The organism is Streptomyces beihaiensis, from assembly GCF_026274175.1.
Lineage (GTDB): Bacteria > Actinomycetota > Actinomycetes > Streptomycetales > Streptomycetaceae > Streptomyces > Streptomyces beihaiensis.
This window is the reverse complement of the sequence record NZ_JAPHNL010000065.1, coordinates 1-14,836: the sequence shown is the minus strand read 5'-3', so window position 1 is coordinate 14,836 and position 14,836 is coordinate 1. Positions and strand designations below refer to the sequence as shown.

Genomic DNA, 14,836 nt, shown 5'->3' with positions numbered 1-14,836 from the left:
GGGCCGCACAGCCCGCGCGGAACGCCCCGGCCGCCCCGGCCGCACTGGCCGCACGGCCACAGTCATGGACCGCAGCCTGCGCTATGTGTGGCGCGATCCGAAGACGAAGGCGGCCTGGGTCACGTCCCTGGCCATCGGCCTGATCGTCCCGGTCTTCAACGCCCTCCAGGGCACCGGCTCCGTCTACTTCGCGTGCTTCGCCTCGGGGATGCTCGGCATCCAGATGTACAACCAGTTCGGCCAGGACACCTCGGCGTTCTGGATAGTGGCGACGACGATCGCCTCACCCAGGGACGCCTACGACGAGCTGCGCGCCCGCGCCCTGGCCCTGCTCCTCGTCACACTGCCCTACGCGACGCTGGTCACGGTCGTCACGACCGCGATGCTGCACGCCTGGGCGGACCTGCCCGAGGTGCTCGGCCTCTCCTTCGCCCTGCTCGGCGCGATGCTGGCCACCGGGGCGTGGACCTCGGCACGGTTCCCGTACTCGATCCCGCAGGAGGGCTACAAGAACGTGGTGCCGGGGCAGGCGGGGCTGGCCTGGATCTCGATCTTCGGGGGCATGGTGGCGGCGGCCCTGATCTGCTCCCCGGTCCTGGCCCTGACGATCACGCTCCACGCGGCGCAGGGCGCGTCGGTCTTCACCTGGACGGTCCTGCCGATCGGCACGGCGTACGGCGCGGGCACGGCGTTCCTCGGCCTCCGCCTCGCCGCCCCGCGCACGGCGGCCCGTCTGCCGGAGATCCTGGCGGCGGTCAGCAAGGGGTGAGAAGGGGCCCGCGGACAAGGGCCCGGAAAGCAGACGACCCGCGAGCCGTGGTTCCTCCCGTACGAGACGGTCGGAAGCCGGCCGGACGTACCGGCGGCTCGCGGGTCGGGTGACTGCTGGGAATTGGGCCGACTGCACGCAAGATCGCGTGCTGGTCCGGCGCCGAATTCGAGATGCGACGTCGGGCCGCTAGCCCGCAGTCACCTCACGCGTCCGGTTGTCATACATGTGCCGAACCACCTCCCTTCTCGTGTGCTCGTAACTCTAGGCTCGCCCGGCATCCCGTTCAACGGCTTTTTCCCCGGATGCGGGGACGGACCGTGACGGAGGCATGCTGGAGGTACGGGCCCTGGGGATTCCGTGAAGTTGACCGAAGTACCTGTGGGATGCGTCACGTTCGAGTTGAATGATCTGGAGCGGAACGCGCAGTCGAAGGTGAACTGTGCGGGAATTGTCATGCCGTCACAGCCTGCAGGGGGTGCCAGGTGAGTGCTTCCCGGCGTAGGGGGACCACCGACGCGGTCGGACCCGACGAGCCCGAGCCGGACGGGGCCGATCTCCTGGCCGCGCTGCTCGACGGGATGGACGCGGCCCTGTGCGCCTTCGACGCCGAAGGGGTCGTGACCCATTGGAACCGGGAGGCCGAGCGGATTCTCGGCTGGTCGGCGGCGGAGGCCGTGGGGCGGCAGGGGTTCGCGGGCTGGGCGGTACGGCCGGCCGACGCGCAGGAGGTCCAGGAGCGGCTGCTTTCCGCCATGCACGCGCACGGGCGGCAGGTGCACGAGTTCGCGCTGCTGACCAAGGACGGCGGCCGGGTGCTCGTACGGACCCAGTCGGCGGCCGTGCGCGGGCCCGGCGGGGAGCCCGCCGGGGTGTACTGCGCGTTCAGCGAGGTGCACGCGCAGATCGATCTGGAGCGGTCGATCGCGCTGAGCGAGGCCCTGTTCGAGGATGCGAGCTGGGGCGTCGTGCTGGTCGACGCCGACCTGCGGCCCGCCGTCGTCAACGCGCGGGCCGCCGCGATGTTCGGCTCCGGGCGTTCGGCCGTGCTCGGGCGGCCGCTGGGGGATCTGGTCTCCCAGGGCGCGGAGGAGCTGGAGGGGGCCCTGGCGCATGTGCTCGCCGAAGGGGCGCCCACGCCGATCGAGGTGTGGGTGACCGTGCGGCGGCCCGGCGCTGAGGGCGAGCGCCGGTGCTGGCGCAGTGGGTTCGTGCGGCTCGCGTCACCGCTCGCCGAGGAGCCGGTGCCGTTGGGCGTCGGATGGCTGTTCCAGGACATCACCGAGGCGAAGCGGACCGAGCAGGAGGCGACACGGCTGCGCTTCAGGACGCAGCAGCTGCACCGCGCCGCGCGGGCGGCCGCCGAGTGCGAGGACCCCGGCGAGGCGGCGGCGCTGCACATGGACTTCGCGCTGGCCGGTTTCGCCGATCACGCCCTGCTCGACCTGCTGGCGGAGGAGGAACCGCCACGGCTGGTGCGGTCCGCGGCCTCTCCCTCCGGTGAGCCGGGGTCCGGCCTGCTCCCGCTGCGCGGCGCGCTGCCGCTGCGGTACGCGGAGGGGCATCCGGCGTTGCAGTGCGTGCAGCGGGCGGGGTCGGTGCGGGCCTCCGCGCCCGGGGCCGGTGCGGACGGTGGTGCGGGCGGGGCCGGTGGGGCGTGGGCGACGGCTCTGCAGTGGCCCGAGGGGACCGTGTACGGGCTGTGCGCGGTGCTGCGCAGCCGGGGGCGGACGCTGGGCGTCGTGACGTTCGCGCGGGGCGCGGGGCGGGGCCGGTTCGAGCAGGCGGACCTGGTGTACGCGGAGAGCGTGGCGGCTCGGATCGCCACGGCGGTGGACCTGTCGGGCGCCTGCACCTAGGTCGCGCCGGTGCTGCCGGTCGGCGGCGCTGGTCGGTCAGCCGGTCAGCCGGTCAGCCGGTCGGCGGCGCCGGTCAGTGCCGCCGGTGCGCGGTACCGTAGCCGCGGTGGAGGTAGAAGATCCGGTCGCCGTACTCGTCGAAGACCTTGGCGTTCCAGTCGTGGCCGCCGTCGATGTTGCCCGAGCGCAGCATGGGGGGCTCGATGCCGCGGTCGGCCAGGTCGGCCGTGCAGTCGGCGAGCATCGCCTGGACCAGGGCGCTGGTGGTGACCGTGGAGGCGGGGGCGAAGGGGGCCGCCACGCCCTCGTAGGTGAGTTCCGCGTCACCGACGCCGATCTTGGAGTCGAGGACGACGTCGCAGTGGTCCTTGAGGTACGTGCCCGACGCGTGCCGGGACCTCGGGGCGTCGGGGCCGGTCGCGTAGGCGAGTGAGGTCACGCCGATGACCTTGAGGCCGAGCGCGCGGGCGTTGAGCGCCATCTCGACGGGCAGGACGTTCCGTCCGGACAGGGAGATGATCACGAGCGCGTCACCGGCCCGTACGCGGCTGGAGTCGAGGACGGCCGCGGCGAGCCCGTCGACCCGTTCCAGCGCGGAGCCGAGCGTGGCGGGGACGACGTCGACGCCGACGGCGCCGGGCACCGCGAGGAGGTTCATCAGGGCGAGGCCGCCGGCCCGGTAGACGATGTCCTGGGCGGCGAGCGAGGAGTGCCCCGCGCCGAAGGCGAAGAGGCGGCCGCCGTCGGCGACGGTGTCGGCGAGCAGCGCTCCGGCGGCGGCGATGTTCCCCGTCTCCTCGTCGCGCACCCGTTCGAGGAGGCCGATCGCGGCGTCGAGGTACTGCGCGGCCAGCTTGCTCTCGCTCATCGGCGGGACCCCTCGTGTGCTCGGCGTGCGTGTCGCGGATCACGGTGCGGTCTGGACCATAGCCGTGTCAATACGGTCTCGGAGGGTCACGTGGCGGCGCGGGGCCGTGGTTTCCCCGGCACGGCACGGTTGTCAGTGGGATGCGTCAGAATTGGGGACAGGGCCGACGCACGGGCGACGCGGCGAGCCGGAGGGCGGCGCCGCGGAGCCGGAGAGCTACACAGCTACACGAGGGGCACGTATGTCCGGACTGATCGACACGACGGAGATGTACCTCCGCACCATCCTCGAGCTGGAGGAGGAAGGTGTGGTCCCCATGCGCGCCCGGATCGCCGAGCGGCTCGACCAGAGCGGGCCGACCGTCAGCCAGACCGTGGCGCGGATGGAGCGGGACGGCCTGGTGGCCGTGGCCGCCGACCGCCATCTGGAGCTGACGGAGGAGGGCCGCCGTCTGGCGACCCGTGTGATGCGCAAGCACCGGCTCGCCGAGTGTCTGCTCGTCGACGTGATCGGGCTGGAGTGGGAGCAGGTGCACGCCGAGGCGTGCCGCTGGGAGCACGTGATGAGCGAGGCCGTCGAGCGTCGCGTCCTTGAGCTGCTCCGGCACCCGACGGAGTCTCCGTACGGGAACCCGATCCCGGGCCTTGAGGAGCTGGGCGAGAAGGACGGGGCGGACCCGTTCCTCGACGAGGGCATGGTGTCGCTGTCGGACCTGGACGCCGGCCCCGACGGCAAGACGGTCGTGGTGCGGCGGATCGGCGAGCCCATCCAGACGGACGCACAGCTGATGTACACGCTGCGGCGGGCCGGGGTGCAGCCGGGTGCGGTGGTGAGCGTGACGCAGTCGCCGGGCGGTGTGCTGGTGGGCAGCAGCGGTGAGGCCGCGGAGCTGGAGTCGGACATCGCGTCGCACGTGTTCGTGGCCAAGCGCTGACCCTCGGCGCCGCAGGGGGCGGGTATGGATCGGGGGCGCCATGTCACGGATCGGGCCCTGCGCGCGGAGGGCCCCGGCGCCTTGCGGCGCCGGGGCCTGTCCTCCCCTGTGCTGACCCGGAGCCCCGAGCTCTCAGGGTCATTCCCCTCGGACCGTTTTCCCCGAGCGGTCCGTCCCCCGTTGAAGAGATCCCCTCGGCTGCGCGTGTCATTCCTTGAGCGATGTCACTCGAAGGAGGGGTGTTGCGGGAGAGAACCCCGCTTTCGAAAACAGGTTCGATAACGTGACCGGGTACGCACGGGCACGACCCGAGCACAAGGGGGTGCAGGGCCTATGGCACGGCGCATCGACGTGACCGGGGCAGGCGGGGTCCGCCTGGCCGCCTGGGAGTTCGCCGACCCGCCCAAGACGGGCGAGGACGGGCGGCGGCCCCCGGGGATCCTGTTGCTGCACGGTCTGATGGGCCGTGCGTCCCACTGGGCGGACACCGCCCGCTGGCTCGCCCAGCGGCACCGGGCCGTCGCCCTCGACCAGCGCGGTCACGGCCGCAGCGACAAACCGGCCGAGGGCCCCTACGACCGGGAGGCGTACGTGCGGGACGCGGAGGCCGCGCTGATCCAGCTGGGCCTCGCCCCCGCCGTCCTCGTCGGCCACTCCATGGGCGCGCTCACCGCCTGGCAGCTGGCGGCACGACGTCCCGATCTCGTGTGCGGGCTCGTCATCTGCGACATGCGGGCGTCCGCGCTCGGAGCCGCGTCGCAGCGCGAGTGGGAGGACTGGTTCAAGGCGTGGCCGCTGCCGTTCGCGACGCTCGCGGACGTACGCAAGTGGTTCGGCGAGGACGACCCCTGGGTGGAGCGGCCGAGCCCCTCGCGCGGCGAGTTCTACGCGGAGGTGATGGCCGAGTCGGCGGACGGCTGGCGGCCGGTGTTCTCGCCGCGGCAGATGCTCCAGGCCCGGTCGACGTGGGTGCACGACGCGCACTGGGACGAGCTGGCCCAGGTGCGCTGCCCGACGCTGGTGGTGCGCGGGCTCGACGGGGAGCTGGGGCGCGCGGAGGCCCAGGAGATGGTCCGGGTCCTGGCCCAGGGCGTGTACGCGGAGGTGGACGGAGCCGGGCACCTGGTCCACCACGACCGGCCCGGCGCCTGGCGGGAGCGGGTCGAGCCGTTCCTGACCGGGGTGCTCACGCCGCCCTGAGGGCGCGGGCCCGGCGGTGCCGCTCCCGGCGCCCCGAGGCGTCCGCCCTCAGGGGCTCAGCCGCTCGGTTCTCCAGGGGCCCCCGTGGTGCGCCCGCACATACCTCAGGCGGTCGTGCAGGCGGTTGGCCCTGCCCTGCCAGAACTCGATCTGGTGCGGGGTGACACGGTAGCCGCCCCAGTGCGGCGGGACCGGGACCTGGGCGTCCTGCGGGTAGCGGCGGGTCAGTTCCTCGTAGCTCGCGTCCAGTTCGGCGCGGGAGGCGATCACCGTGGACTGGGCGCTGGCCCACGCGCCGAGCTGGGAGCCGTGCGGGCGCGACCTGAAGTACGCGGTGGTCTCCTCGCGCGAGGTACGGACCGCCGTGCCCGTGACGATCACCTGGCGGCTCATCGCGTGCCACGGGAAGAGCAGCGCGACGTTCGGGTTGGCCGCCAGGTCGCGGGCTTTGCGGGAGCCGTAGTTGGTGTAGAAGACGAACCCGCCGTCCGCCCCCGCGCCCCCGTCGGAGCCGTCGCCCCCGTCGGACCTGTCGGACCTGTCAGACCTGTCGACCCCGGTCCCGTACCACTTCAGGAGCACCGTGCGTGAGCTCGGGCGGCCCTCGGCGTCGGCGGTGGAGACCACCATCGCGTTCGGCTCCGAGAGCGGGGAGCCGGGCGCCGCCGCCTCCCGGAACCAGCGCGCGAACTGCTCCATGGGGTGCGGGGCCAGGTCGGATTCGAGGAGCCCCGCGTCGCCGTCCGCTCCGTACGCCTCCCGCATGGCGTAGAGGTCGGGGGCCGGGGCGTGCGAGGCCGGGGCGTCACGGTCGTCGTGGTCGTTCACGGCGCCCCATCCTGCCGTACACCCCCTGTCGCACGTGGACCGGATGCCACGAACGGGCGCCCGCAGGGTGAACCATGGCACTCAGTGCCGCTACCTCTCGCCTTCTGTGGCACCGAAGGCTATGGTCCAGAAACCGCACTCGTTACCCGCCAGTTAACCGTCCGCGCGTGCAGAGGAGCCGCCTGATGTCCGACCTCGCCCCCGGCCCCGACCCCTCCTTCGTACCCGGTCTCGAAGGTGTCGTCGCGTTCGAGACGGAGATCGCCGAACCGGACAAGGCCGGCGGCTCCCTGCGCTACCGCGGCGTCGACATCGAGGAGCTGGTCGGCCACGTCTCGTTCGGCAACGTGTGGGGGCTGCTCGTCGACGGCGCCTTCGACCCGGGCCTGCCGCCCGCCGAGCCGTTCCCGATCCCCGTCCACTCCGGCGACATCCGCGTCGACGTCCAGTCCGCGCTCGCCATGCTCGCCCCCGTGTGGGGCCTGAAACCGCTGCTCGACATCGACGTCGAGCAGGCCCGCGACGACCTGGCCCGCGCCGCCGTCATGGCCCTCTCCTACGTCGCGCAGTCCGCGCGCGGGCAGGGCCGGCCGATGGTGCCGCAGCGCGAGATCGACAAGGCGCGGACCATCGTCGAGCGGTTCATGATCCGCTGGCGCGGGGAGCCCGACCCCAAGCATGTCGCGGCCGTCGACGCGTACTGGACGTCCGCCGCCGAGCACGGGATGAACGCGTCCACGTTCACCGCACGCGTCATCGCCTCCACCGGAGCCGACGTCTCCGCCGCGCTCTCGGGTGCGGTGGGCGCCATGTCCGGGCCGCTGCACGGCGGCGCGCCCTCCCGTGTCCTCGGCATGATCGAGGAGATCGAGCGGACCGGGGACGCGGAGGCGTACGTGAAGCGGGCCCTCGACAAGGGCGAGCGGCTCATGGGCTTCGGCCACCGCGTCTACCGGGCCGAGGACCCCCGTGCGCGCGTGCTGCGCCGCACCGCGCGGGAGCTCGGCGCGCCGCGCTTCGAGGTCGCGGAGGCGCTGGAGAAGGCGGCGCTCGCGGAGCTGCACGCGCGGCGGCCGGATCGGGTGCTGGCCACGAACGTGGAGTTCTGGGCGGCCATCATGCTGGACTTCGCGGAGGTGCCCGCGCACATGTTCACGTCCATGTTCACGTGCGCGCGTACCGCCGGGTGGAGCGCGCACATTCTTGAGCAGAAGCGGACGGGACGGCTCGTCCGGCCGTCGGCCCGGTACGTGGGGCCGCCGTCGCGGAGCCTGCGCGAGATCGACGGTTACGCGGACATCTCCCAGTAGACCCGAAAAGCCCGTACGCAGGCGGCCACGGTGAGGACGACGTCCGTCCCGTGGCCGCGCCCGCTCACAGTTTGCCCGCCATGTGCAGGACCCGGTGCCCGCCGAGTCGCCGCGCGACCTCGCTCACGAACGCGTCGGTCAGCCGTGGCCAGTTCCAGAACTCCAGGCCGAGGTGGGCGAGGGCGAAGCAGTCGTCCTCCCACTGCCATTCACGCAACGGGACCCCGGCCGCGCAACCGGGGCACGTCACGTCGGCCGCGCCGGTGCGGTACCAGAGCCCCACCGCGTCGGAGAACGGCGACCACACGTCCTCCAACGGCTCCCAGCGCTCGTCCAGCAGCCGTATGCGCAGCGCGCAGCGCGGGCAGGTGACGGACCGCGCCTCGCCCTGACCGCAGTCGAACACGGCACGGCCCCTGCGTACCGCGAGGCCACAGGTCCACAGCCGCTTCCAGTCCTCCGACCGGGTGGGCTCGACGACTTCCTCGACGCGTGGTCCCGGCCGGTGGCCGCGGTCGGCGCTGAGCACGCAGTCGTCCTCCTCGGCCACGATCACGCCGCGCTCGATCAGCCACCGCTCGACGTCGGCGCCGAGCCGAGCGGCATCCTCCTCCGTCGCGTCCACGTCCACGATCCGCTGGAACCAGTCACCCATGCCGGACCCCCGACCGCCTTTCGTGCGCCATCAGTCCAGTACCCGGTCCACGATGTCCGCCCACTCGGCGACGACCCGGTCGCGGCGCGCCGCGTCGTCCGTGAGCAGGTTGGCCAGGCCCAGGCCGCGGGCCATGTCCAGGAGGCCCTGGACCGTTTCCCGGACGCCGGGGCGCGACTCGTCGGCGCCGAGCAGCCGCACCGCTATCCGGTGGGTCTCGCGGCCCACCCTGGCCTCCAGCTCGGTCACCCGCTCGCCGAGCTGCGGCTCGTTCGACGCGGCCACCCACAGGTGCAGCGCCGCGCGGAACAACGGGCCGGTGTAGAGGTCGACGAGCGCGGCGACCGCCTGGGCCCGGCCCTCGGGGCGCAGGGCGCGCAGCGCCTCGGAGCGTTCCTCCGCCACGTACTCCACGGCCGCCGTGAACAGGTCCTCGCGGGTCGGGAAGTGGTGCTGTGTCGCGCCCCGCGAGACCCCGGCGTGTTCGGCGACCACGGCGACGGTGGAGCCGGACCAGCCGCGTTCGGCCAGGCACGCCACCGCCGACTGGAGGAGCTTTTGCCGGGTCGCGCGCGAGCGGTCCTGTTTGGGTGGGGTCACAACGCCCATGCGGGGTCCCGTCGTTCGAGGAAGGCCGTCATGCCCTCGCGGGCCTGCGCGGAGCCGAAGAGCCGCGCCGACAGCGCCGTCAGCGCCCGCGCGTCCCGGTCGAAGGTCTCCAGGACCTTAACCGTGAGCAGTCTCTTCGTCTCGGCGAGGGCCTGGGGCGAGGCCGCCCGCAGTCCGGCGAGGACCGGGGCGAGCTCCTCGTCGACGTCCGCGCCCGCCGCCGTGACCAGGCCGATACGGGCGGCCTCCGCCGCGTCGAACCGCTCCCCGGTCAGGTAGTAGCGGGCGACCGCGCGGGGGTCGAGGCGGGGCAGCAGCGGCAGCGAGATCACCGCCGGGGCCACTCCGATCCGCACCTCCGTGAAGGCGTACGTGGACGTGTGCGAGGCCACCGCGATGTCGCACGCCCCGAGCAGGCCGAGGCCGCCCGCCCGTACGTGGCCGTCGACGCGGGCCACCACCGGCTTGGGCAGCTCGACGATCCGGCGGAGCAGGCCCACCAGGGCGTCGGGGTCGGGCGGGTCGCGCAGGTCGGCGCCCGCGCAGAACGTCGACCCGGTGTGGGTGAGGACGACCGCCCGTACGTCGTCGTCCCGCTCCGCGCGGCCGAGTTCCGCCGCGAGCCCGTCGACCAGCGCCGACGAGAGGGCGTTGCGGCGCTCGGGCGCGTCGAGGGCGAGGGTGGTGACGCCTCGGGTGTGCGTGGTGCGGACGGGCGGGGCCTGGGGCGGGTCGGCGGGCATGCGGGCTCCTTCGACGCGAGGGAACGGGCTCAGTACGACTTGGGCAGGCCCAGCGTCTGGTGGGAGACGTAGTTGAGGATCATCTCCCGGCTGACCGGCGCGATCCGCGCCACCCGCGACCCGGTGATGAGCGAGGCGAGGCCGAACTCGCGGGTGAGGCCGTTGCCGCCGAGCGTGTGCACGGACTGGTCGACGGCGCGCACGCACGCCTCGGCGGCGGCGTACTTCGCCATGTTCGCCGCCTCTCCGGCGCCGACGTCGTCTCCGTCGTCGTAGAGCCGCGCCGCCTTCTGCATCATCAGGCGGGCCAGCTCCAGTTCGATGTGGGCCTGGGCGAGCGGGTGGGCGATGGCCTGGTGGGCGCCGATGGCGTCCTTCCACACGGTGCGCTCGCGCGCGTACGCGACCGCGCGGGCGACGGCGTACCGGCCCATGCCGATCGCGAACGCGGCCGTCATGATGCGCTCGGGGTTGAGCCCGGCGAAGAGCTGGAGCAGACCCGCGTCCTCGTCGCCGACGAGCGCGTCGGCGGGCAGCCGCACGTCGTCGAACGTCAGCTCGAACTGCTTCTCCGGTGCTTGCAGCTCCATGTCGATCCGGCGGCGCCCGAAGCCGGGGGTGTCGCGCGCCACGATGAACAGGCACGGCTTGAGGCGGCCGGTGCGCGCGTCGGAGGTGCGGCCGACGATGAGCGTCGCGTCGGCGATGTCGACGCCGGAGACGAACACCTTGCGGCCGGACAGCAGCCACGTGCCGTCGTCGTCCTTGCGGGCGGTGGTCGTGATGCGGTGCGAGTTGGAGCCCGCGTCCGGTTCGGTGATGCCGAAGGCCATGGTGCGGCTGCCGTCGGCGAGGCCGGGCAGCCAGGCGCGCTTCTGCTCCTTCGTGCCGAACCGGGAGATCACGGTGCCGCAGATGGCGGGCGAGACGACCATCATGAGCAGCGGCGAGCCGGCCGCCCCCAATTCCTCCAGAACGATGGAGAGTTCGGATATCCCGCAGCCTCCTCCGCCGTACTCCTCCGGCAGGTTCACGCCGAGGTAGCCGAGCTTGGCCGCCTCTGACCACAGTTCCTCCGGGTGGCCTTCGGCGCCGGTCACGCGGGTCATGTAGTCGCGGCCGTAGCGCTTGCCGAGTGCGGCGACGGCGGCGCGCAGGGCCTGGTGCTCTTCGGTTTCGAGGACGGGAGCGTTCACGACGGTTCCTCCTGTGCGACCTGTACGACGGCGAGCAGGGCGCCGACCTCGACCTGGCGGCCGACGGCGGCGTGCAGAGCGGTGAGCGTTCCGGAGGCGGGAGCGCAGATGCGGTGCTCCATCTTCATCGCCTCCAGCCAGATCAACGGCTGCCCGGCGGTGACGGCGGCGCCCTCGGCGAGCCCCTCGGCCACGCGGACGACGGTGCCGGGCATGGGCGCGAGCAGCGAGCCGGGGGTCTGCTGGTCGCTCGGGTCGGTGAACCGGGGCAGGGCGGTGAGGGCGACGTCGTTGACGTAGACCTGGTCGCCTCCGCCGCCCCGGCCGGCGTAGGTGGTGACCTTGAACTTCCGCTGTACGCCGCCGACTTCGAGGACGACGAGGTGGGGCGCGGCGCGTACGACCCGGACGCCGTCGGCGGCGAGCCCGGCGCGCGTGTGCCGGTAGCGGACCTCGTGCTCGGTGCCGTCGGGTTCGGTGCGGTAGCGCCTGGCGTGGGGCTGGGAGGGGACGTTGCGGAAGCCGCCGAAGCGGCGGTCGCCGCCCCCTGCCGCCTGGGCGAGGGCGGCGGCCAGCGGCGCGTGGGGGTCCGGTTCCGGGGCGGTCAGCTCGGCGAGATGGCGCTCGTAGAACCCGGTGTCCATGCGGCCGTCCGTGAACTCGGGGTGGCGCAGCGAGCGGACGAGCAGGTCACGGTTGGTGACCGGGCCGTGCACCTCGGCGCGCTCCAGGGCCCCGGCGAGTGTGCGCACGGCGGCGGCGCGGGTGGGCGCGTGGGCGACGACCTTGGCGAGCATGGCGTCGTAGTGGACGCCGATGGTGTCGCCGTCGGTGTAGCCGGTGTCGAGACGGACGGAGCCCGCCGCGCCGGGCACGCCCTGCCCGCCCCGCGCGCCGCCCGGCACGTCGAGCCGGTGCAGGGTGCCGGTCTGCGGGGCGAAGCCGGCGGCCGGGTCCTCGGCGTAGAGGCGGGCCTCGACGGCGTGGCCGCGCGGCGCCGGGGGTTCGGGGGCCAGCCGCTCCCCCTCGGCGACGCGCAGTTGCAGCGCGACGAGGTCGATGCCGAACACGGCCTCGGTGACAGGGTGTTCGACCTGGAGCCGGGTGTTCATCTCCAGGAAGTGCGCCCGCTCGCCGGCGACGAGGAACTCGACGGTTCCGGCGCCGACGTAGCCGGTGGCCCGCACGGCGCGCCCCGCCATCTCGTACAGGACATCTGATACACCGGGCGTCAGATACGGTGCCGGCGCCTCCTCCACCACCTTCTGGTGCCGCCGCTGCAGCGAGCAGTCCCGCGTCCCGAGCAGCCACACGGTGCCGTGCGTGTCGGCGAGGACCTGCACCTCGACGTGGCGCCCGCCTTCCACGTAGGGCTCGGCGAACACCGTCCCGTCACCGAACGCGGACAGCGCCTCGGCCCGCGCGGCCGCCACCTCCCCACCGAGAGCGTCGAGTTCGCGCACGATCCGCATCCCGCGCCCGCCGCCCCCGGCGGCGGCCTTCACGAGCACCGGCAGATCCGCCTCGGTCACGGCGTTGGCGCTCAGTGCCGCGACGCCCATCAGCTCCTTGGCGCGCGTCTTCGACGCCATCGCCTCGATCGCCTCGGGCGGCGGCCCGATCCAGGTGAGGCCCGCGTCGGTGACGGCGCGCGCGAAGTCGGCGTTCTCGGAGAGGAACCCGTACCCCGGGTGCACGGCGTCGGCCCCGGCGTCCAGGGCGGCCTTCACGATCAGGTCGGCGCGCAGGTAGGTGTCGGCGGGCGTGGCGCCCGGAAGGCGTACCGCGAGGTCGGCCTCGCGTACGTGCAGGGCGTCCGCGTCGGGGTCGGAGTGCACGGCGACCGTGCGGATGCCGAGGTCGCGGCAGGTGCGGAAGACGCGGCAGGCGATCTCGCCGCGGTTGGCCACAAGAACACTGGTGAGCAGAGTCATCGGAGGTCACATCCTGAAGACGCCGAAGCCGCCGCGGGCGCCCTCGTACGGTGCGGTGTGGATCGCGGACAGGCAGATACCGAGGACGGTGCGGGTGTCGCGGGGGTCGATGACGCCGTCGTCGTACAGGCGCCCGGACAGGAACATCGGCAGCGACTCGGCCTCGATCTGCTGCTCGACCATGGCGCGGAGCCCGGCGTCGGCCTCCTCGTCGTACGGCCGCCCCTTGGCCGCGGCGGACTGGCGGGCGACGATCGACAGGACGCCCGCGAGCTGCTGCGGCCCCATCACGGCGGACTTGGCGCTGGGCCACGCGAACAGGAAGCGGGGGTCGTAGGCGCGCCCGCACATGCCGTAGTGCCCGGCGCCGTACGAGGCGCCCATGAGGACGGAGAGGTGCGGCACGCGCGAGTTGGCGACGGCGTTGATCATCATCGAGCCGTGTTTGATGATGCCGCCCTGCTCGTACTCCTTGCCGACCATGTAGCCGGTGGTGTTGTGGAGGAAGAGCAGCGGGATGTCGCGCTGGTTGGCGAGCTGGATGAACTGGGCGGCCTTCTGCGACTCCTCGCTGAACAGCACGCCCCGGGCGTTGGCGAGGATGCCGACGGGGTAGCCGTGGAGGGCGGCCCAGCCGGTGACGAGGCTCGGCCCGTACAGGGGCTTGAACGCGTCGAAGTCGGAGCCGTCGACGATCCGGGCGATCACCTCGCGCGGGTCGAAGGGCACCTTCAGATCCTCCGGGACGATCCCGAGCAGTTCCTCGGGGTCGTACACGGGGGCGGGGGCCAGGGCCGGGGCGGGGACCGGATCGGCGTACGCCTTGCGGTGGTTGAGGCGGGCGACGACACGCCGCGCCTGCCGGATGGCGTCCTGTTCGTCGAGGGCGAAGTAGTCGGCGAGCCCGGAGGTGCGGGCGTGCATCTCGGCGCCGCCGAGCGACTCGTCGTCGCTCTCCTCGCCGGTGGCCATCTTCACCAGCGGCGGCCCGCCGAGGAAGACCTTGGCCCGCTCCTTGACCATGATCACGTGGTCGGACATGCCGGGGATGTACGCGCCTCCGGCGGTGGAGTTGCCGAAGACGACGGCGACGGTGGGGATTCCGGCGGCCGAGAGCCGGGTGATGTCGCGGAAGATCCCGCCGCCCGGGATGAAGATCTCCTTCTGCGACGGCAGGTCGGCGCCGCCTGACTCGACGAGCGAGACGCAGGGCAGACGGTTGGCGTACGCGATCTCGTTGGCCCGCAGCGCCTTCTTCAGGGACCACGGGTTGCTGGCCCCGCCGCGCACGGTCGGGTCGTTGGCGGTGACCAGGCACTCCACGCCCTCCACCACCCCGATGCCGGTGACGAGCGAGGCGCCGACCGTGTACTCGGGGGAGGCGCTGCCCCAGGCGGCGAGCGGCGACAGTTCGAGGAACGGGGTGTCCGGGTCGAGGAGCAGCTCGATGCGCTCGCGGGCGAGCAGCTTGCCGCGCTCGCGGTGCCGTTGCACGTACTTCTCGCCGCCGCCCGCGACGGCCTTGGCGTGTTCGGCGTCGAGGGCGGCGAGCTTGTCGAGGAGGGCGGCGCGGTGGGCGGCGTAGTCGTCGGACCGGGTGTCCAGGGCGCTGGCCAGGACGGTCAAAGGAGTGCCTCCGGTATGTCGAGGTGGCGGGAGCGCAGCCATTCGCCGAGGGCCTTGGCCTGCGGGTCGAACCTCGCCTGCGCGGCGACGCCCTCGCCGAGGATGCCTTCGACGGTGAAGTTCAGGGCGCGCAGATGCGGCAGCACGTGGCGGGTGACGGTCAAGTCGGCGCTCTCCGGCAGCAGTTCCCTGATCCGGTCGACCGTGAGGGTGTGGGCGAGCCAGCGCCAGGCGTCGCCGCTCAGCGCCCAGACGCCGACGTTGGCGTCGCCGCCCTTGTCGCCGCTGCGGGCGCCGGCGACGAG

At 73.1% G+C, this 14,836-nt stretch carries 13 protein-coding genes and 1 pseudogene; 5 read left to right on the top strand and 9 right to left on the bottom strand.

What is annotated here, in order from left to right; translation table 11 throughout:
• Together OFY01_RS08200 and OFY01_RS08195 are read left to right on the top strand one after the other, a co-directional pair.
• Positions 1-769 (top strand): annotated as a pseudogene (locus OFY01_RS08200) (transporter); the annotation flags it as partial.
• 485 nt (positions 770-1,254) lie between these two features.
• Complete coding sequence (locus OFY01_RS08195; RefSeq protein WP_266597791.1) at positions 1,255-2,628, top strand: PAS domain-containing protein; 1,374 nt, start codon at positions 1,255-1,257, stop codon at positions 2,626-2,628.
• Positions 2,629-2,701: 73 nt separating this feature from the next.
• Here the strand turns inward: OFY01_RS08195 and OFY01_RS08190 are convergent, their stop codons facing one another.
• Positions 2,702-3,496 (bottom strand): SIS domain-containing protein, encoded by a 795-nt coding sequence (locus OFY01_RS08190; RefSeq protein ID WP_266597789.1) that lies wholly within the window; start codon positions 3,494-3,496, stop codon positions 2,702-2,704.
• A 241-nt stretch (positions 3,497-3,737) separates the two neighbouring features.
• Between OFY01_RS08190 and OFY01_RS08185 the strand changes: the two genes are divergently transcribed.
• The gene (locus OFY01_RS08185) at positions 3,738-4,430 is read left to right on the top strand and encodes a metal-dependent transcriptional regulator (RefSeq protein WP_266597787.1); all 693 of its coding nucleotides are present in this window, start codon (positions 3,738-3,740) and stop codon (positions 4,428-4,430) included.
• A gap of 333 nt (positions 4,431-4,763) precedes the next feature.
• Positions 4,764-5,630 (top strand): alpha/beta fold hydrolase, encoded by an 867-nt coding sequence (locus OFY01_RS08180; protein WP_266597785.1) that lies wholly within the window; start codon positions 4,764-4,766, stop codon positions 5,628-5,630.
• 48 nt (positions 5,631-5,678) lie between these two features.
• On the opposite strand, the gene pdxH is transcribed toward OFY01_RS08180, so the two are convergent.
• Positions 5,679-6,395, bottom strand: a complete 717-nt coding sequence (gene pdxH / locus OFY01_RS08175) for a pyridoxamine 5'-phosphate oxidase (RefSeq protein WP_266597794.1) — start codon at positions 6,393-6,395, stop codon at positions 5,679-5,681.
• A 248-nt stretch (positions 6,396-6,643) separates the two neighbouring features.
• On the opposite strand from pdxH, the gene OFY01_RS08170 reads away from it, so the two are divergent.
• On the top strand, positions 6,644-7,768 hold the full coding sequence (locus tag OFY01_RS08170; protein ID WP_266597783.1) for a citrate synthase 2: 1,125 nt from the start codon (positions 6,644-6,646) through the stop codon (positions 7,766-7,768).
• A 64-nt stretch (positions 7,769-7,832) separates the two neighbouring features.
• On the opposite strand, the gene OFY01_RS08165 is transcribed toward OFY01_RS08170, so the two are convergent.
• The 7 genes from OFY01_RS08165 to OFY01_RS08135 form a co-directional block, all read right to left on the bottom strand.
• The gene (locus OFY01_RS08165; protein ID WP_266597781.1) at positions 7,833-8,423 is read right to left on the bottom strand and encodes a hypothetical protein; all 591 of its coding nucleotides are present in this window, start codon (positions 8,421-8,423) and stop codon (positions 7,833-7,835) included.
• 30 nt (positions 8,424-8,453) lie between these two features.
• Positions 8,454-9,032, bottom strand: a complete 579-nt coding sequence (locus OFY01_RS08160) for a TetR/AcrR family transcriptional regulator (RefSeq protein WP_266597779.1) — start codon at positions 9,030-9,032, stop codon at positions 8,454-8,456.
• Positions 9,020-9,775 carry an enoyl-CoA hydratase family protein gene (locus OFY01_RS08155; RefSeq protein WP_266597777.1) on the bottom strand — a complete coding sequence of 252 codons (756 nt, stop codon included), beginning with the start codon at positions 9,773-9,775 and terminating at the stop codon, positions 9,020-9,022. Before OFY01_RS08155 ends, OFY01_RS08160 begins: the two co-directional genes overlap by 13 nt.
• A gap of 29 nt (positions 9,776-9,804) precedes the next feature.
• Positions 9,805-10,971, bottom strand: coding sequence for an acyl-CoA dehydrogenase family protein (locus OFY01_RS08150; protein ID WP_266597775.1), 1,167 nt, complete (start codon positions 10,969-10,971; stop codon positions 9,805-9,807).
• Positions 10,968-12,899, bottom strand: a complete 1,932-nt coding sequence (locus OFY01_RS08145; RefSeq protein WP_266597793.1) for an acetyl/propionyl/methylcrotonyl-CoA carboxylase subunit alpha — start codon at positions 12,897-12,899, stop codon at positions 10,968-10,970. The genes OFY01_RS08150 and OFY01_RS08145 overlap by 4 nt, the downstream gene beginning before the upstream one ends.
• A gap of 12 nt (positions 12,900-12,911) precedes the next feature.
• On the bottom strand, positions 12,912-14,531 hold the full coding sequence (locus OFY01_RS08140) for an acyl-CoA carboxylase subunit beta (RefSeq protein ID WP_266597773.1): 1,620 nt from the start codon (positions 14,529-14,531) through the stop codon (positions 12,912-12,914).
• A partial coding sequence (locus tag OFY01_RS08135; RefSeq protein ID WP_456115285.1) for an AtuA-related protein occupies positions 14,528-14,836 on the bottom strand: 309 nt, incomplete at its 5' end. The genes OFY01_RS08135 and OFY01_RS08140, both read right to left, overlap by 4 nt.

Coding starts and splice junctions, on each gene's coding strand:
- OFY01_RS08160 (WP_266597779.1), bottom strand. CDS start 9,032: ATGGGCGTTGTGACCCCACCCAAACAGGACCGCTCGCGCGCGACCCGG.
- OFY01_RS08180 (WP_266597785.1), top strand. CDS start 4,764: ATGGCACGGCGCATCGACGTGACCGGGGCAGGCGGGGTCCGCCTGGCC.
- OFY01_RS08190 (WP_266597789.1), bottom strand. CDS start 3,496: ATGAGCGAGAGCAAGCTGGCCGCGCAGTACCTCGACGCCGCGATCGGC.
- OFY01_RS08185 (WP_266597787.1), top strand. CDS start 3,738: ATGTCCGGACTGATCGACACGACGGAGATGTACCTCCGCACCATCCTC.
- OFY01_RS08170 (WP_266597783.1), top strand. CDS start 6,644: ATGTCCGACCTCGCCCCCGGCCCCGACCCCTCCTTCGTACCCGGTCTC.
- OFY01_RS08165 (WP_266597781.1), bottom strand. CDS start 8,423: ATGGGTGACTGGTTCCAGCGGATCGTGGACGTGGACGCGACGGAGGAG.
- pdxH (WP_266597794.1), bottom strand. CDS start 6,395: ATGCGGGAGGCGTACGGAGCGGACGGCGACGCGGGGCTCCTCGAATCC.
- OFY01_RS08155 (WP_266597777.1), bottom strand. CDS start 9,775: ATGCCCGCCGACCCGCCCCAGGCCCCGCCCGTCCGCACCACGCACACC.